15 protein-coding genes are annotated in these 17,204 nt (G+C 73.6%); 9 read left to right on the top strand and 6 right to left on the bottom strand.

Annotated elements, in window-relative coordinates; translation table 11 throughout:
- The first annotated feature begins 150 nt into the window (after nucleotides 1-150).
- Nucleotides 151-972 carry an MBL fold metallo-hydrolase gene (locus ACIGO8_RS14740; protein ID WP_399729277.1) on the top strand — a complete coding sequence of 274 codons (822 nt, stop codon included), beginning with the start codon at nucleotides 151-153 and terminating at the stop codon, nucleotides 970-972.
- Between the two features lie 38 nt (nucleotides 973-1,010).
- Here ACIGO8_RS14740 and ACIGO8_RS14735 read toward each other — a convergent pair whose 3' ends face one another.
- From ACIGO8_RS14735 to ACIGO8_RS14725, 3 genes are all read right to left on the bottom strand, one after another.
- Nucleotides 1,011-2,063 carry an AI-2E family transporter gene (locus ACIGO8_RS14735; protein WP_399729274.1) on the bottom strand — a complete coding sequence of 351 codons (1,053 nt, stop codon included), beginning with the start codon at nucleotides 2,061-2,063 and terminating at the stop codon, nucleotides 1,011-1,013.
- 148 nt (nucleotides 2,064-2,211) lie between these two features.
- A complete protein-coding gene (locus ACIGO8_RS14730) occupies nucleotides 2,212-3,192 on the bottom strand; it encodes a pirin family protein (RefSeq protein WP_399729271.1) in 981 nt (326 codons plus the stop codon).
- Nucleotides 3,193-3,379: 187 nt separating this feature from the next.
- Nucleotides 3,380-3,874, bottom strand: a complete 495-nt coding sequence (locus ACIGO8_RS14725) for an SseB family protein (protein ID WP_399729269.1) — start codon at nucleotides 3,872-3,874, stop codon at nucleotides 3,380-3,382.
- A 143-nt stretch (nucleotides 3,875-4,017) separates the two neighbouring features.
- On the opposite strand from ACIGO8_RS14725, the gene ACIGO8_RS14720 reads away from it, so the two are divergent.
- From ACIGO8_RS14720 to ACIGO8_RS14710, 3 genes are all read left to right on the top strand, one after another.
- On the top strand, nucleotides 4,018-5,847 hold the full coding sequence (locus tag ACIGO8_RS14720) for an acyl-CoA dehydrogenase (protein ID WP_399729266.1): 1,830 nt from the start codon (nucleotides 4,018-4,020) through the stop codon (nucleotides 5,845-5,847).
- Between the two features lie 188 nt (nucleotides 5,848-6,035).
- Nucleotides 6,036-7,355 carry a M18 family aminopeptidase gene (locus ACIGO8_RS14715; RefSeq protein WP_399729263.1) on the top strand — a complete coding sequence of 440 codons (1,320 nt, stop codon included), beginning with the start codon at nucleotides 6,036-6,038 and terminating at the stop codon, nucleotides 7,353-7,355.
- A gap of 4 nt (nucleotides 7,356-7,359) precedes the next feature.
- On the top strand, nucleotides 7,360-7,935 hold the full coding sequence (locus tag ACIGO8_RS14710; RefSeq protein WP_399729260.1) for a DUF6434 domain-containing protein: 576 nt from the start codon (nucleotides 7,360-7,362) through the stop codon (nucleotides 7,933-7,935).
- Nucleotides 7,936-8,046: 111 nt separating this feature from the next.
- On the opposite strand, the gene ACIGO8_RS14705 is transcribed toward ACIGO8_RS14710, so the two are convergent.
- A complete protein-coding gene (locus tag ACIGO8_RS14705; RefSeq protein ID WP_399729257.1) occupies nucleotides 8,047-9,834 on the bottom strand; it encodes an NHL domain-containing thioredoxin family protein in 1,788 nt (595 codons plus the stop codon).
- A gap of 150 nt (nucleotides 9,835-9,984) precedes the next feature.
- Here ACIGO8_RS14705 and ACIGO8_RS14700 point away from each other — a divergent pair, with 150 nt between their 5' ends.
- Genes ACIGO8_RS14700 through ACIGO8_RS14690 form a run of 3 tightly spaced genes read left to right on the top strand, consistent with a single transcriptional unit; the run spans nucleotide 9,985 to nucleotide 12,771 of the window.
- Nucleotides 9,985-11,484 carry a hypothetical protein gene (locus ACIGO8_RS14700; RefSeq protein WP_399729254.1) on the top strand — a complete coding sequence of 500 codons (1,500 nt, stop codon included), beginning with the start codon at nucleotides 9,985-9,987 and terminating at the stop codon, nucleotides 11,482-11,484.
- A 20-nt stretch (nucleotides 11,485-11,504) separates the two neighbouring features.
- Entirely contained in the window at nucleotides 11,505-12,257 is a 753-nt protein-coding gene (locus ACIGO8_RS14695) for a hypothetical protein (RefSeq protein ID WP_399729251.1), read from the top strand.
- Nucleotides 12,258-12,276: 19 nt separating this feature from the next.
- Complete coding sequence (locus ACIGO8_RS14690; protein ID WP_399729248.1) at nucleotides 12,277-12,771, top strand: LURP-one-related/scramblase family protein; 495 nt, start codon at nucleotides 12,277-12,279, stop codon at nucleotides 12,769-12,771.
- Between the two features lie 73 nt (nucleotides 12,772-12,844).
- Here the strand turns inward: ACIGO8_RS14690 and ACIGO8_RS14685 are convergent, their stop codons facing one another.
- Nucleotides 12,845-14,053, bottom strand: coding sequence for a trans-sulfuration enzyme family protein (locus ACIGO8_RS14685; RefSeq protein ID WP_399729245.1), 1,209 nt, complete (start codon nucleotides 14,051-14,053; stop codon nucleotides 12,845-12,847).
- Between the two features lie 73 nt (nucleotides 14,054-14,126).
- On the opposite strand from ACIGO8_RS14685, the gene ACIGO8_RS14680 reads away from it, so the two are divergent.
- Both ACIGO8_RS14680 and ACIGO8_RS14675 read left to right on the top strand, forming a co-directional pair.
- On the top strand, nucleotides 14,127-15,656 hold the full coding sequence (locus ACIGO8_RS14680) for a PLP-dependent aminotransferase family protein (protein WP_399729242.1): 1,530 nt from the start codon (nucleotides 14,127-14,129) through the stop codon (nucleotides 15,654-15,656).
- Between the two features lie 11 nt (nucleotides 15,657-15,667).
- The gene (locus tag ACIGO8_RS14675; protein WP_399729240.1) at nucleotides 15,668-16,276 is read left to right on the top strand and encodes a hypothetical protein; all 609 of its coding nucleotides are present in this window, start codon (nucleotides 15,668-15,670) and stop codon (nucleotides 16,274-16,276) included.
- Between the two features lie 86 nt (nucleotides 16,277-16,362).
- Here the strand turns inward: ACIGO8_RS14675 and ACIGO8_RS14670 are convergent, their stop codons facing one another.
- Nucleotides 16,363-17,154 (bottom strand): carbon-nitrogen family hydrolase, encoded by a 792-nt coding sequence (locus ACIGO8_RS14670; RefSeq protein ID WP_399729237.1) that lies wholly within the window; start codon nucleotides 17,152-17,154, stop codon nucleotides 16,363-16,365.
- Nucleotides 17,155-17,204 lie beyond the last annotated feature (50 nt).

Raw genomic sequence — 17,204 nt, 5'->3', positions numbered from 1 at the left:
CTCCCGACCCTCCACGCCCCGGCCCGCCCGGCTTCGGCGCGCGCCGCTCCCGCCCCGGGCAGAGACTGGTGTCGTACGGCCGCCGGGCGGGCGCCGGGGCGCGGACGGCGGGGGACGGGACAAGGACGAACAAGGACTCCGGAGCGCGCCATGGACACCCACAAGGTCGGCAGCGACACCACCGTCCTCGCCGACAGCCTGCCGATCCCGGGCATCGGCCACATCCCCGTCAACGCGTACGTCCTCACCGCCCGCGAGCCGGTCGTCGTCGACACCGGTCTGTCGGTCTCCGACCGCGACTTCGTGGAGACGCTCGGCTCGGTGACCGACCCGGCCGACGTGCGCTGGATCTGGCTCACGCATCCCGACCGGGACCACACCGGCGGGATCTTCGACCTGCTGGTCGCGGCGCCGCGGGCGCGGGTGGTGACCACGTTCCTCGGCGCCGGGATCATGACGACCGAGCGCCCGCTGCCGATGGACCGGGTCTACTTCCTCAACCCGGGCCAGGGCCTGGACGTCGGCGACCGCGTGCTGCACGCCTTCCGGCCGCCGCTGTTCGACAACCCGGCCACGGTCGGCTTCTACGACGACAAGACCCGGATCTGCTTCAGCTCGGACTGCTTCGGCGGGCCCATGCCGACGGCCGAACTCGCCGAGAGCGGGCACGCGAACGACCTCAGGCCGGACGAGCTGCGGGCCGCGCAGCTGCTGTGGGCGACCCTCGACAGCCCGTGGGTGCACATGGTCGACCGGGCGAAGTACCGGGCGTGGATCGAGCCGGTGCGGGAGATGAACCCGGAGATCGTGCTGTGCACGCATCTGCCGCCGGCGGTGCGGATGACCGAGGGCCTGCTCGACACGATCATGATGGCGCCGGACGCGGACCCGTTCGTCGGCCCGGACCAGGCGGCGCTCGAGGAGATGCTGAGGTCCTTCGAGCCGGGCAGCACACCGGCGGCGGCCACCTGACCGGCCCGGCGCCGCTCCTTGCCTTGGGGGCTCGGCTCTTACGGGCCCGCCGCGTCGCCTCCGTACCGCTCGCGCAGCACTCCGATCACGCCGAAGGCCGCGGCCGTGAGCGGGACGGAGAGGAGCATGCCCAGGATGCCGGCGACGGACGCGCCGGCGGTGATGGCGAGCATGACGACGGCCGGGTGCATCTGCACGGTCCGGCTCTGGATCATCGGCTGGAGCACGTGCCCTTCGAGGACCTGGACGGCGAGGACGACTCCGAGCGCCCACAGCGCGATCACGAAGCCGCGGTCGGCGAGGGCGACGAGCACGGCGACGGCGCCGGAGAGGAAGGCGCCGAGGTACGGGATGTAGGCGGTGACGAAGACCAGGGCGCCGAGTCCGACGGCGCCCGGCACGCGCAGGATCAGCAGTCCGACGGTGATGCAGACGGCGTCGATGAGGGCGATGAAGGTCGTGCCGCGCATGAAGCCCTCGACGGCCTCGAAGGCACGCCGGCCGATCGCCTCCGCGGTGTCGCCGGTGGAGCGGGGCACCACCGAGCGGAGCGCGCCGACGGCGCGGTCGGAGTCGCGCAGGAAGAAGAAGATGAGGAACAGCGCGAGGACGGCGGTGGCGATCATCTCGCCGACGACGCTGAGGCCGGAGATCACGCCGGAGGCGGCGGTCCCGCCGAACTTCTCCAGGAGCTGTCGGCCGTTCTTGGCGAGGTCGTCGAGGGAGGTGCCGGCCGCGCCGAAGTGCCGGGCGATGTCCTTGGCCGCCTGTCGCAGCGAGGCGACGATCTGGTCGCCGGTGTCGACGAGCGCGGCGACGACGATGTACGTGGCGCCGCCGACGACCACGAGGACGGCGAGGACGGTCAGCGCGGCCGCGAGCGACCTGCGCACCCGCATGCGGAGCAGGCGGCGGTGGAGGGGGCCGAGGAGCGCGGTGCCGAGGAGGGCGAGCAGGACGGGTGTGACGGCGGTCTTGAAGACGCCGCACAGGTAGACGAGGACGGCCGCGACGCCGGCGACGAGCAGCGCGACGGCGCACCAGGCGGCGGTACGGCGGGCTCCCTCGGGCAGCAGCGGTCGTTCGGGCACCTTTCCACCGGATCACGGGGTGCGGCGCGCCGTCGCGCGCTGGACGCCGTACGGGTGACGCCGCGTCAGCCAGGACGCGGTTACGGGAACGGGCCCGGCGGCCTCGTCCCCGTACCCCTGCCTCCCCGTAACCGTCCCGCCCGGGCCGTTACTCGCTCTCCGGCCCGGCCTCGCCCATGCCGTGGACGGCCGGGACGGTGCCGAGCCGGCCCGCCTGGAAGTCCTCGAAGGCCTGGCGGAGTTCGGCCTGGGTGTTCATGACGAAGGGGCCGTAGTGCGCCATCGGCTCGCGGATCGGGCGGCCGCCGAGGAGGACGACCTCCAGGTCCGGGGTGTTGCCGTCCTGCTTCTCGTCGGCGCGCACGGTCAGCGCGCCGCCCTTGCCGAAGACGGCCGTCTGGCCGGTGTGGACGGGGCGCCGCTCGGCGCCGGCGGTGCCGCGGCCGGCCAGGACGTAGGCGAGGCCGTTGAAGTCCTCGCGCCACGGCAGGCTGATCTCGGCGCCGGGACGCAGGGTGGCGTGGATCATCGTGATGGGCGTGTGGGTGATGCCGGGGCCCTGGTGGCCGTCCAGCTCGCCGGCGATGACGCGCAGCAGGGCGCCGCCGTCGGGCGAGGTGAGCAGCTGGACCTGGCCGCCGCGGATGTCCTGGTAGCGGGGCGCCATCATCTTGTCGCTGGCGGGCAGGTTCACCCACAGCTGGAGGCCGTGGAAGAGGCCGCCGCTGACGACGAGGTGCTCCGGCGGGGCCTCGATGTGCAGCAGGCCGGAGCCGGCGGTCATCCACTGGGTGTCGCCGTTGGTGATGGTGCCGCCACCGCCGTTGGAGTCCTGGTGGTCGAAGATGCCGTCGATGATGTAGGTGACGGTCTCGAAGCCGCGGTGGGGGTGCCAGGGCGTGCCCTTGGGCTCGCCGGGCGCGTACTCCACCTCGCCCATCTGGTCCATCATGATGAACGGGTCGAGGTACTGGTAGTTGATGCCGGCGAACGCACGGCGCACCGGGAAGCCCTCGCCCTCGAAGCCCGAGGGGGCCGTGGTCACGGCGAGCACGGGGCGGGCGGCGGCCTCGGCGGGCGCGGCGACGCGGGGCAGGGTGAGCGGGTTCTCGACAGTCACGGCGGGCATGACGGGCCTCCTTGTGCGACCTTGTACGTCCACTTTAGTTGAACAATGAACTTCCTGCCACCCGGAACGCGGAACGCCCGGGAGGAATTCCTCCCGGGCGCTCTCCTCGCGTACGAGCGTGCGTGCGAGTGTGCGTACGAGCGTTACTCGACGAGCCTCGACGAGCGTGGGCTCGTACGAGCGTGACTCAGCCGTACATCCGGCGCATCGCGAAGTCGACCATCTGCTCCACGGCCTTGGCGTCGAAGACCATCCGGTGGTCGCCCTCCATGTCGAGCACGAAGCCGTAGCCCGTCGGCAGCAGGTCGATCACCTCGGCGCCGGTGATCACGAAGTACTTGGACTCCTTGCCCGCGTAGCGCCGCAGCTCCTTCAGCGAGGTGAACATGGGGATCACCGGCTGCTGGGTGTTGTGCAGGGCCAGGAAGCCGGGGTTGTCGCCGCGCGGGCAGTAGACCTTCGAGGTCGCGAAGATCTGCTGGAAGTCCTCGGCGGCGAGGGTGCCCGTGGTGAACGCCCGCACCGCGTCCGCGAGCGACGGCGGCGACGGCTCCGGATACAGCGGCGCCTGCTGCTGCCCGTACGCGCCGGCCGGCATGCCGGACTGCGGGGCGGCGTAATGCCCCTGCTGGGGCGGCGCGTACTGCTGCTGGGCACCCGGATTCTGCTCGTAGCCGTACATGGGCCCTGAGCCTACTGCGTCACAGATGTCCCGAGAGGGGTTGCTCTTATTACCGACGGGTAGCATCATCGGAGAGAGCGTGTTGCTACTCGCTGGTACGTGTACAGGAAACTGACCTCCCCGAGCCTTACGGAGCCGTCGCCATGGGGCACTACAAGTCGAATCTCCGCGACATCGAGTTCAACCTCTTCGAGGTGCTCGGCCGCGACAAGGTGTACGGCACCGGTCCGTTCGAGGAGATGGACGTCGAGACCGCGAAGAGCATCCTCGACGAGATCCGCCGCCTCGCCGAGAACGAGCTCGCGGAGTCCTTCGCCGACGCCGACCGCAACCCGCCGGTCTTCGACCCGGAGACCAACACGGCCCCGGTCCCGGCCTCCTTCAAGAACTCGTACAACGCCTTCATGGAGTCCGAGTACTGGCGCCTGGGCATCCCCGAGGAGATCGGCGGCACCGTCTCCCCGCGCTCGCTCATCTGGGCCTACGCGGAGCTGCTGCTCGGCTCGAACCCGGCCATCTGGATGTACTCCTCCGGCCCGGCCTTCGCCGGCATCCTCTTCACCGAGGGCAACGAGGCGCAGAAGAAGGTCGCGAAGATCGCCGTCGAGAAGCGCTGGGGCTCCACCATGGTGCTCACCGAGCCCGACGCGGGCTCGGACGTCGGCGCCGGCCGCACCAAGGCGGTCCAGCAGGAGGACGGCTCCTGGCACATCACGGGCGTGAAGCGCTTCATCACGTCCGGTGAGCACGACATGGAGGAGAACATCCTCCACTACGTCCTCGCGCGTCCCGAGGGCGCCGGCCCCGGCACCAAGGGCCTGTCCCTCTTCCTCGTCCCGAAGTACGAGTTCGACTGGGAGACCGGCGAGCTCGGCGCCCGCAACGGCGTCTACGCCACCAACGTCGAGCACAAGATGGGCCTGAAGGCCTCCAACACGTGCGAGATGACCTTCGGCGACAAGCACCCCGCCAAGGGCTGGCTGATCGGCGACAAGCACGACGGCATCCGCCAGATGTTCCTCATCATCGAGTTCGCCCGCATGATGGTCGGCACGAAGGCGATCTCCACCCTCTCCACGGGCTACCTCAACGCCCTGGAGTACGCCAAGGAGCGCGTCCAGGGCACCGACCTGGCGAACTTCATGGACAAGAACGCGCCCAAGGTCACCATCACCCACCACCCCGACGTCCGCCGCTCGCTGATGACGCAGAAGGCGTACGCCGAGGGCATGCGCTCCCTCGTCCTCTACACGGCCTCCGTGCAGGACGCGATCCAGCTCAAGGAGGCGGCGGGCGAGGACGCCAAGGCCCTGCACGGCCTGAACGACCTGCTGCTGCCGATCGTCAAGGGCTACGGCTCCGAGAAGGGCTACGAGCAGCTCGCCCAGTCGCTGCAGACCTTCGGCGGCTCCGGCTTCCTGCAGGAGTACCCGATCGAGCAGTACATCCGGGACTCCAAGATCGACACCCTCTACGAGGGCACCACGGCCATCCAGGGCCAGGACTTCTTCTTCCGCAAGATCGTCCGCGACCAGGGCGCGTCCCTGAACGCGCTCGCCGAGGAGATCAAGAAGTTCCTCGCGGTCGGCACCGGCGGCGAGGAGCTGGCCGACGCCCGCGACGCGCTCGCCAAGGCGGCCGTCGACCTGGAGGGCATCGTCGGCGCCATGCTGACCGACCTCACCGCCACCGGCGAGGACGTCAAGAACATCTACAAGGTGGGCCTCAACACCACCCGCCTGCTCATGGCCTCCGGTGACGTCGTCGTCGGCTACCTGCTCCTCAAGGGCGCGGCCGTCGCCGCCGAGAAGCTGGCCGCCGGCGCCTCCGGCAAGGACGCCGCCTTCTACCAGGGCAAGATCGCGGCCGCGAAGTTCTTCGCCGCCACCGTCCTGCCCGGCGTCTCCACCGAGCGCGCGCTCGCCGAGAACGTGGACGGCGGACTGATGGACCTGGACGAGGCCGCGTTCTGAGTACCGCACAGGTACGCGACTTCGTCCGCTAGAGGAACGGCTCGCTCCCGGGGAGGGGAGCGGGCCGTTCCGCCTTTTCCGGCGTCCCGCCTTTCCGGTGTTCCGCCTTTTCCGGCGTCCCGCGGGTTGTCCACAGGGCGTCCGGCACCCCCGTGTCCGCATTCCGAGACCTGCGTAAGGTGAACGGCATGAGTAGCGCACCCTCAAGCCCGGCGACCGCCCGGAACGCCCGCTTCGACCGCGGCCACACCGATGACCTCATGACCTTCCTCGCGGCCTCGCCCACGCCGTACCACGTCGTGGCGAACACCGCCGAGCGGCTGGAGAAGGCCGGCTTCCGCAGGGTCGAGGAGACCGACGCCTGGGAGGGGACGGCCGGCGGGAAGTACGTCGTCCGCGGCGGCGCGATCATCGCCTGGTACGTGCCGGAGGGCGCCGCCCCGCACACCCCGTTCCGGATCGTCGGCGCCCACACCGACTCCCCGAACCTGCGGGTCAAGCCGCAGCCGGACTTCGGGCGCGAGGGCTGGCGCCAGGTCGCCGTCGAGATCTACGGCGGACCGCTGCTCAACAGCTGGCTCGACCGCGACCTCGGCCTGGCCGGCCGGCTGACCCTGCGGGACGGCTCCCAGCACCTGGTCAACGCCGACCGGCCGCTGCTGCGCGTGCCCCAGCTCGCCATCCACCTCGACCGGCAGGTCAACGAGGGCATGAAGCTGGAGCGCCAGCGCCACATGCAGCCGATCTGGGGCCTCGGCGACGTCCACGAGGGCGACCTCGTCGACTTCGTCGCGGGCGAGGCGGGCCTCGACGCCGAGGACGTGGCCGGCTGGGACCTCATGGTCCACTCCGTCGAACCGCCCGCCTACCTGGGCCGCGACCGCGAACTGCTGGCCGGCCCGCGGATGGACAACCTCCTGTCGGTGCACGCCTGCGTCGCCGCGCTGACCGCCGCCGTCGCGGGCGGCGCCGACCTCCCGTACATCCCGGTGCTCGCCGCCTTCGACCACGAGGAGAACGGCTCCGAGGCCGACACCGGCGCCCAGGGCCCGCTGCTCGGCAACGTCCTGGAGCGCTCGGTGTACGCGCGGGGCGGCGGCTACGAGGACAAGGCCCGGGCCCTGGCCGGCTCGGTCTGCCTCTCCTCCGACGTCGGCCACGCCGTCCACCCCAACTACAGCGAGCGGCACGACCCGACGCACCACCCGCGCCCCAACGGCGGCCCCATCCTCAAGGTCAACGTCAACCAGCGCTACGCCACCGACGGCAGCGGCCGGGCCGTGTTCGCGGCCGCCTGCGAGAAGGCCGGCGTGCCGTGGCAGTCGTTCGTCTCCAACAACGACATGCCGTGCGGCACCACGATCGGCCCGATCACCGCCGCCCGCCACGGCATCACGACGGTCGACATCGGCGTCGCCTGCCTGAGCATGCACAGCGCCCGCGAACTGTGCGGCTCCGACGACCCGCACCACCTCGCGAACGCGCTCGTCGCCTTCCTGGAGGGCTGAGCCCGTGCCCGCCGTGCCCGTGCCCGCCGTGCCCGCCCCGGCCGGACGGCCCGCGCTCACGGCGGACCTGCCGGGCGCCGAACTGCTGCGCTGGTACTGGACGCTGGCGGAGCTGACCGGGCTGGCCCGCGCCATGGGCCTGCCCGCGGGCGGCGGCAAGGCGGCCCTCACGGAGCGGCTCGCCGCGGCGCTCGACGGCCGCCCGCTGCCGCCGGCCCCCGTCCGGAGGCGTCCGGGCGGCGCCGGACAGCTGACCGCGCCCGTCGACGGCGACACGGTGATACCGGAGGGCCAGCGGTGCAGCCAGGTGCTGCGCGGCTGGTTCCGGGAGGAGCTCGGGCCCTCGTTCCACTTCGACGCGTTCATGCGGACGTACATCGCCGAGAACGCCGGCCGGACGCTCGCCGACGCCGCCCGCCACTGGCGGGAGACCCGCGGCGAGGCGGCCCGGCCGCAGGAGATAGGCCCGCAGTTCGAACTGAACCGCTTCCTGCGGGACTGGCACACCACCCACCCGGCGAGCAGCCGGACCGAAGCCCTCGCCGCCTGGCAGGAGCACCGGTCACGGCCGCGGGACTGAGAGGGGGGCGGGGGCGGAGGGCCGGGGGCCGGGGCCGGCTGGCCCGGGCCGGGGCCCTTCGGGCCCGGGGGCAGAGGCCCGGCAAGGCCCCGGCCCTCCAAGGGAAGGACGTCAGCCGTCCATGCCCGCCAGGATCAGCGGCAGCCGGGCCGCGCCGCCCTCCGTGAGGCGGACCGGGACGCCCCAGTCCTGCTGGTGGACGTGGCAGGCCGGGTACTCGTTGGCCGGGTCGTCGTCGCAGGAGGCGGCCATCGCCGACACGTGCAGGACGCCCTCGGTGAGGTCCGGGTTCAGCTCCAGGTCGCGGAAGAGGTCCGTGCCCGTGCCCTCGCCGGCCAGCAGCAGCTCCGGCGGCGTCGAGGAGACCAGGAGCCGGGTCGAGGGGCCGTAACGCTCGTCCAGCTTCTGGCCCTTCGGCGCCTGGAAGACCACGTCGAGGCGGAGCCGGCCCGGGGCGACCTCGGTGGCCTCGCGCTGCGTGCGGTGCGCGACCGCCTCGACCTGCACGGCCTCCTCGGGCAGCCGCAGCCGGGTGAGCCGGTGCCGGGCCGACTCGACGACCACGACGTCCTCGCCGACGACGACCGCGTCGCTGGGCTCGCGCAGATCGGTGGCGAGCGTGGTGACCTCGCCGCTCGCCGGGTCGAAGCGGCGCAGCGCGTGGTTGTAGGTGTCGCTGACGGCGACCGAGCCGTCGGGCAGGGCCGTGACGCCCAGCGGGTGCTGGAAGAGCGCCTGGCCGGCGGCGCCGTCGCGGTGGCCGAAGTCGAAGAGCCCGGTGCCGACGGCCGTGTGGACCACGCCCTCGGTGTCGATGTACCGCAGCGCGCTCGTCTCCGAGTCGGCGATCCACAGCCGGTCCCCGGTGGCGGCGAGCCCGGAGGGCTGCGCGAACCAGGCCTCGGCGGCCGGACCGTCGACGAGGCCCTCGTTGGTGGTGCCGGCCGCGACCTCCACCGTCCCGGTGGCCGGGTCGTACGCCCAGATCTGGTGGACGCCGGCCATCGCGATCCACACCTTGTCCTGCCACCAGGCCACGTCCCACGGCGAGGACAGGTCGACCTCGAGGGCCGGCCCGGAGGTGGGCGAGCCCTGCCACCACTGGCGCCCGGTGCCCGCGACGCGCTCGACCGAGCCGTCGGACAGGTCGAGCAGCTTCAGCGCGTGGTTGACGGTGTCGGCGACGACGACCTTGCCGTCCGGCAGCAGCGCGAGGCCCTGCGGCTCACGGAACTCGCCCTCGCCGCCGATCCGCCGCACCACGGTCTCGCCGTCCGGCTCCAGCTCGACGAGCTGGTGGCGGGTGGTGTCGGAGACCAGGAAGTTCCCGGACGGCAGCAGCACGGCCTTGCCGGGGAAGCGCAGATCGGTCGCGACCGGCTCCGGCGGCACGTACGGTCCGTCGCCGCGCCGCAGCGTGCCCTTCGCCTCGTGCTCGGCCTCCAGCTCCTCCACGAGCGTCGCCAGCGCGCCCGCGTGGCCCTCGCCCGCGTGCTGGGCGACGACGTATCCCTCGGGGTCGATGACGACGAGCGTCGGCCAGGCCCGTACGGCGTACTGCTTCCAGGTCGCGAGCTCCGGGTCGTCGAGCACGGGGTGGTGCACCTCGTAGCGCTCGACGGCGTCGACGACCGCCTGGTGCTCGGCCTCGTGGACGAACTTCGGCGAGTGCACGCCGATGATCACGAGCGTGTCGCGGTGCTTCTCCTCCAGCTCCCGGAGCTCGTCGAGGACGTGCAGGCAGTTGATGCAGCAGAAGGTCCAGAAGTCGAGCAGAACGATCTTGCCCCTCAGGTCGGTGAGGGTCAGATCGTCTCCGCCGGTGTTGAGCCAGCCGCCCTTGCCGATCAGCTCGGGGGCACGGACACGGACGCGAGCGCGCGCGGAGTCGTCGTTCATGGCTCAAGGGTGCCGCACGGATCGCCGGACGGGTGAAAGAGGGGTCCGGGTGGCGGGATGGGCGCGTGTCTTGGCGGGAGGAGAGGCGGCGGGCGTGGCGAGCATGGCGGGCGGAACGATCATCCGACTACTGGGCCGGAAGGAGGCGTCATGCGGTCGTCGCGGTTCCTTTCGCCGCGGTCCCTCCTGTCCCGGTCCCTCCTGTCCCGGTCCCTCCTGTCCCGGTCGCTGCTGTCCCGGTCGCTGCTGTCCTCGTGGTTGCCGGCGCTGTTGGTGCTGCTGCCGGCGCTCCTCCTCGTCCCGCCGCGGGCCGCGCTCGCCGGCGGGGCCGGGGACGGGGCGCTGGAGATGAGCGTCACCGTCGACGGTGTGCCCGGCGGGCGCGGCGTCGAGGTGCGGGCCGGACAACCGGTCCTCAAGCGCTATCGGCTGGTCAACCGGGGCGAGGCGGACCTCCACCAGGTGCAGGTCACCGATCCCGGAGTGCCCGGCGGGCAGGCCGGGTGTCCGGCCGGGCCGCTCGCGGCGCTGCGCTCGACGGAGTGCGTCGCGCGCTTCCCGGCCTCGCCCGGGCCCCACGCCGGGACCGCCCGCGCGAGCGGCGACATCCCCTCGCTCGGCCGCCGGCTCACGGCGACCGCGTCGTCGCGGTACGAGGGCGTCGCCGGCGCCCTCGCCCTCACGGAGGCGGTGGCCGTGCGACCGGGCCGGGCGGACCTGCGCTACACCGTCACCAACCACGGCAACCGGCCGGTCCACGCGATCCGGCTCACCGACCCGCTGGTGGGCTCCGTGTGCGTCGTTCCGCTGCTCGCGCCGGGCGTGTCCGCGGTCTGTACGGCGACCGTACGCAAGCCTCCCGGCACCTACCGGAGCGCGGGGCTCGCCGTCGGCAGCGACCGGGTGACGACGCTGGGCGAGCACGGCGAGCGGCTCGCGGCTCCGGAGCTGACGGCCCGCGCGTCCGCCGTCTTCCGGCTGGACGCGCCCAGGGCCGTACCTCCGCCGCCCTCGCCCGTTCCGACGGTCCAGCCGCAGCCGCAGCCGCAGACCACGGTGGGGCCGGGCGCGGGACCGGGCCCGGGACCGGGTGCGCCGGGCGCCGCCGGAGCGCCGGGAGCCCTCGGAGCCGTACCACCAGGAGGTACGGGCACGGGTACGGGCGGGGCCACCGGCGCGGGTGCGGCGGCAGCGGCGGCGGCCCAGGCCGCGCAGGCAGCCCAGGCGGCCGCCGCGGCCGAGGCGGCGGCCCTGGCCCAGGCGGCTCTCGACGCCGTGGGCGCCGCGGCCCTGCCGCCCGGAGCCGCCGCACCACCGGGAGCCGCACCGCCCGGCGCCGCCCCACCGCCCGGCGCCGCCCCACCGCCCGGCGCGGCCCCTCCAGGAGCCCCGCCACCCGGGGTCGCCCTGCCGCCCGGCGCGGCTCAGCCGCCCGCCGCCGTCGGTGAGGTGCCCGTCGGCCGGCAGCCCGCCGTCCAGCCGCCGCCCGCCGTCCGACCGCCCGCCGCGGCCGCCGGTGACGAGGGCCTGCTGCCCCGGATCCGCCGCCGCGCCCACGAACTGCCCCGGCTCGGCGTCGTCCTGACGCTGCTGCTGATCCTCGTACCCGCCGCCGTGGCCGCCGCCGTGTTCGGCTCCCGGCACCACTGAGAGACGGCTGAGACCACGTCATGGCCCTGCTGGAAACCCTCGTCGTCGTCTTCTCCGTCGCCCTGATCGCCGCGGTCGCCGTCCACGTCAAGACCAAGCTCTTCCCGCTGCGCGAGGGCGACGAGCCCCGCGAGGACGTCGCCGAGTACATCTCGATGATGGTGTCGGTCTTCTACGCCCTGGTGCTCGGCCTGTGCCTGGTCTCGGTCTGGGACAACCGGGCCACCGCCGACGACCGCGTCCAGGCCGAGGCCAGCGCCCTGCACCAGACCTACCTCCTGGCCGACGCCCTGCCCGCCGGGCAGCGCGGGCCCGTGCGGGACGCGGCCCGCGCGTACGCCGCCCACGTCGTCGAGGTCGAGTGGCCCAGGATGGCCGACCGGGAGCCGCTCGGCGAAGAGGGCTGGGCGCTGCTCGCCCGGCTGCGGGTCGCCGGCGAGCTGGACGGCAAGGGCTCGACGGCGCAGCAGATCGCCGCCCAGGAGATGCTGGCCCAGCTGGGCTACGTGGACGACGCCCGCCGCGGCCGGGAGGCGGCGGCGGAGGAACGTCTGTCCGTGGTGCTGTGGACCGGGCTCGTCATCGGCGGCGTGCTGACCGTGGCCTTCATGTTCCTGTTCGGCCTCAACCGCAGCAGCACGCACGTGATCCTGGTGATGGGCCTGTCCGGCTTCATCGCCTTCACCGTGCTGCTGATCCACCAGCTCGACGCGCCGTTCGGTACGTCGCTGGGCATCGAACCGGACCCTTTCACGCGCTACTTCTCCCTGTGACGGGGAAGGGATGGACGCCATGAAATACCTCGTACGGGACAAGATCCTCGCGATCGGCGACGACTACTGGATCGAGGACGAGCGGGGCCGGCACGCCTTCCTCGTCGACGGCAAGGCGATGCGGCTGCGCGACACCCTGGAGCTGAAGGACCCCGCCGGACAGGTCCTCGTCACCCTGCGGCAGAAGATGTTCGCCCTGCGCGACACGATGACGATCGAGCGGGGCGACGAGCCGCTCGCGACCGTCCGCCGCAAGCGGCTCTCGCTGCTGCGCAACCACTTCCGCGTCACCCTGGTCGACGGCACCGAGCTCGACGTCAGCGGGCGGATCCTGGACCGGGAGTTCACCGTCGAGTACGACGGCGAACTCCTCGCCCACATCTCGCGCCAGTGGTTCCACGTCCGCGACACCTACGCCGTGAACGTGGTCCGCGAGGACGCCGACGCGGCCCTCCTCATCGCCGTCGCGGTGTGCGTGATCCGCATGGCGGAACGGGACCGGGACGGGGACTGACCCAAGGACCGGGCCCGAAGGACCTCCGTGCCCGAAGGTCCTCCGGGCCCGCGGGAGGGACCGGGAGGGACGGTCAGGAGGCCGCCGCGGCCTTCTCCAGGGCCTGCTCCAGGTCCGTCCACAGGTCCTCGACGTGCTCGATGCCGACCGAGAGGCGGACCGTGCCCGCCGCGATGCCCGCCGCCGCGAGCGCCTGCTCGTCCAGCTGGCGGTGGGAGGTCGAGGCCGGGTGCATGACCAGGGTCTTCACGTCGCCGAGGGAGACGCTGAGCGAGGCGACGCGGACCGCCTCCACGAAGGCCCGGCCCGCCTCGCGCCCGCCCGCCAGGTCGAGCGAGACGACTCCGCCGCCGCCGCGCGGCAGCAGCCGGCGCGCGACCTCGTGGTCCGGGTGGTCCGCGAGCGCCGGGTGCCGGACGGCGGCGACCGCCGAGTGGGCGGCGAGCCGGGCGGCGAGGTCGGCGGCGCTCGCGCTCTGCCGCTCGATGCGCAGCGGCAGGGTCTGCAGGCCGCGCAGCGTCAGCCAGGCGGCGAACGGGTCGGTGACCGCGCCCTGTTCGACCGCGTAGTGGCGGACCTGGCGGTGCAGCGCGGTGTCCCGGAAGACGGCGACGCCGCCGAGCACGTCGGCGTGGCCCGCGAGGTACTTGGTCGCCGAGTGCACGACGACGTCCGCGCCGTACTCGATCGGCCGGCACAGCAGCGGCGAGGCGAAGGTGTTGTCGACGACGGCCGGTACGCCGGCCTCCCGGGCGGCGGCGATCAGGGCGGGCAGGTCGGAGACGCGGGTGGTCGGGTTGGCGATGGTCTCCAGGTAGAGCAGCCGGGTCTCGGGGCGCAGCGCGGCGCGCACCTCGTCGGCGTCGGTGCCGGAGACGTAGGTGACCTCGACGCCCCAGCGTGCGGCGAGGTCGGTGAGGACGGCGTACGTGCCGCCGTACAGGCAGCGCTGGGCGACGACGTGTCCGCCGGTGGAGAGCAGGGCGAGCAGGACGCCGTTGACGGCCCCCATGCCGGAGGCGTACGAGAGGGCGTCGGCGCCGCCCTCCAGCCGGGCGACGGCCGTCTCCAGGGCGCGGACGGTGGGGTTGCCCATGCGGCTGTAGAGGAAGGCGTCGGGCGAGCCGAAGGCCTCGGAGAGCGCGTCGGCGCTGTCGAAGGCGAAGACGTGGCCCTGGTGGATCGGCACGCCGAGCGGTCGGCTGCCGTGGATCTCCGGCTGCGGGGGGTGGACGGCGAGGGTCTCGGGGCGGGACGTGGCGGAGAGGAAGTCGGCGCTCATGCTGCCCAGTCTGTGGACGCGGGACTTGTGTCCACAGGACCAATCCCGGCAGATTGGTCCGCCGATGGATCCAATGGCGCCTTCCCTGGACGAACTCGTCGCCTGGCTCGGCCGCTGGTCGGCCGGCCGCGGCCCGCTGTATCTGCTGCTCGCCGCCCGCGTACGGCAGTTGATCGACGACGGGCTGCTGCCGCCGGGCGCGCTGCTGCCGCCCGACCGGCGGCTGGCCGGCGCGCTGTCGGTGGGGCGGACGACGGTGGTCGCGGCCTACGACACGCTGCGGCAGGAGGGACGTCTGGTGCGCCGGCAGGGCAGCGGTACGCGGGTGGCGCCGGCCGCGCTCGCACCGCCGCCCGGGGCCGGCCCGGGAGCAGGGCCAGGTGCGGGATCCGGGAACGGGTCCGGGACCGGGTCGGGGTCCGGGTCGGGGCTCCGGGTGACGGAGACGTCGAACCCGATGTTCCTGCATCTGCTCGAACCCGCCGACGACGTCATCCTGTTGAGCTGCGCCGCGCCGCCCTCCCCGCCGCCCGCGCTGGCCCGGGCGTACACCGGTCTCGTCCTGCCGGAGACCGACCTCGGCTACCACCCGGCCGGGCTGCCCGCGCTGCGGGCGGCGGTCGCGCGGCGCTACGCGGCCCGCGGCGTGCCGACCTCGGCCGGGCAGATCCTGGTCACCACCGGCGCCCAGCAGGGCATCGGGCTGCTCACCCGGCTCCTGGTGGCGCCGGGCGACGGCGTGCTCGTGGAGGCGCCGAGCTACGCGGGCGCGCTGGACCTGTTCCGGGAGGCGGCGGCCGTGCCGTATCCGGTGGCGGTGGGTCCGGACGGCCTCGACGTGCCGGAGGCGATCCGGGTGATGGAACGTCACCGCCCGGTCCTGGCCTATGTCATCCCGCGCTTCCACAATCCGACCGGAACGGTGCTGCCGCCGCTGCTCGGGCGGCGCCTGGTGGCGGCGGCGGAGGCGTACGGGACGCTGCTCGTCGACGACGAGGTGCTGGGCGAACTCGGCTTCGCCGACCGCTCGGGCACACCGCCGCCGCTGTCCTCGTACGGTACGGAGGTCGTCGCCGTGGGCTCGCTCAGCAAGGCGGTCTGGGGCGGGCTGCGGATCGGCTGGGTGCGCGGCCCGGCCCCGCTGATCGCGCGCCTGGCCCGGCTGAAGGCGCTGCACGACCTCGGCAGTGACGTGCCGGGGCAGCTGGTGGCGGCCCGGCTGCTCGACGCCTTCGACCCGCTCGTACGGGAGCGGGTGGCCGAGCTGCGGGCCGGGCACGACCTGCTGCGGGCCGAACTGGCCCGCCGGCTGCCGTCCTGGGACTGCCCGCCGGCCGCGGGCGGCCAGACGCTGTGGGTCCGCCTGCCGTACGGTGACGGCGTCGCCTTCGCGCAGGTCGCGCTGCGCCACGGGGTCGCCGTGCTGCCCGGCTCCACGATGGACGCGCTGGGCGGCAGCGCCCGCAGGCTGCGCCTGCACTTCCTGCTGCCGCACGACACGCTCGTGGAGGCGGTACGGAGACTGGCGGCGGCGTGGGCGGAGTACGCGCCGTCCGGCGACCGCGCGGCGCGGCCGGCCTCGTTGAACGCCATCACCGTCTGAGGGAGCCGCCGTTGCACACCACCGTCACGCCGTTCGTCCTGCACGCCTGGAAGGAGGGCAGGCGGCCCGCCGTCCGCTCCGGCTGGCGGGGCGTGTCGCCGGAGTTCGGCGAGATCACGCTGACCTGCCCGCTGACCCGTACGGCCCACCAGGCGGTGGTGTCCGAGGCGCGCGGCGGGCTGATACCGACGGCCACGTTCGAGTCGCGCGGGATCCACGCCGAGAACCTGCGGCTGCCGACCCTGAACCGGGCGACGCTGCGGGTCGGCGACCGGCTCGTGCGCATGACGCGGAACCGCTGGGGCGCCACGCTGGAACAGCGCGCCGTGATGCTCGGCCACGCGGGCGACCGTTACCGGCTCGCCGCCGTCGACGGGCGCGGCTACGTCCTGACCCGCGCCGCCGACGACGAGGACCCGGGTGTCACGGTGCGCGTGCGCGAGTCCGGGCGCGGCGCGGGCCGGCACCTGTCCGTGCACGTCACGGGGCGCGCGGAGGGCGGTGACATGGCGCTCGCGCTGATCTTCGCGGGCGTGGACCGCTCGGCCCTGACGCGGGTCGGGGCCGTGCGGTCCGGGGTGCGCCGGGCGGTCGAGCTCTGGGCGGACGCGAACGCTTAGACGAGTCCCGGCGGGCCGGCTCGGGACCGGTCCTGGCGGGAGGGCTCGGGACCGGTCCTGACGGACCGGCTCGGGCGGGACGGGTCCTAGCGGGCGTCGCCGCGGCCGAGGACCCGGTCCTTGAGGGCCGGGAACTGTTCGCGGGTGTCGGTCACCTTCGCCGGGTCGAGGACGACCCGCAGGGTCTCCTCGCCGGGTCCGGCCTCCGCCAGGACCTCGCCCCACGGGTCCACGACGATCGAGTGGCCGGCCTGCTCGACGCCCGCGTGGGTGCCGGCGGTGCCGCAGGCCAGGACGTACGCCTGGTTCTCGACGGCGCGGGCCCGGGCGAGCAGCGTCCAGTGCGCGCGGCGGCGGGCGGGCCAGCCGGCCGGGACCACGAACGCCTGGGCGCCGGCGTCGAGCAGGCCCCGGAAGAGCTCCGGGAAGCGCAGGTCGTAGCAGGTGGCGACGCCGACGGTGAGCTGCGGCAGGTCGACGGTGACCGGGTCCTCGCCGGCCGCCATGAGCACGGCCTCGCCCTTGTCGAAGCCGAAGCGGTGGATCTTGCGATAGCTCGCGGCGAGCTCGCCGTCGGGCGAGAAGACCAGCGAGGTGTTGTAGAGGGCGCCGGCGGCGGCCTCGACGACCGAGCCGGCGTGCAGCCAGACCTCGGCGTCGCGCGCGGCGGCGGCCATCGCCTCGTAGGTGGGTCCCTTGAGCGGCTCGGCCTCGGCGGCGAACGCCTCGTAGGCGAAGGCTCCCGTGGGCCACAGCTCGGGCAGCACGACGAGGTCGGCGGCGCCCCGCTCCTCCCGTACCAGGCGGGCCACGCGCGCCCGTCTCGTTGCGACCGGTTCGTCCGGGTCTACCGCGATCTGGATCAGCGAGGCGCGCACACTACCACCGTCCTGGTATTCGAGCCGTCAACACCGGCCTACGATCGTCA

It is taken from the genome of Streptomyces sp. NPDC053493, assembly GCF_044544825.1.
GTDB lineage: Bacteria > Actinomycetota > Actinomycetes > Streptomycetales > Streptomycetaceae > Streptomyces.
Note: the sequence above shows the minus strand (reverse complement) of the source record. Positions and strands in the feature narration are given on the sequence as shown.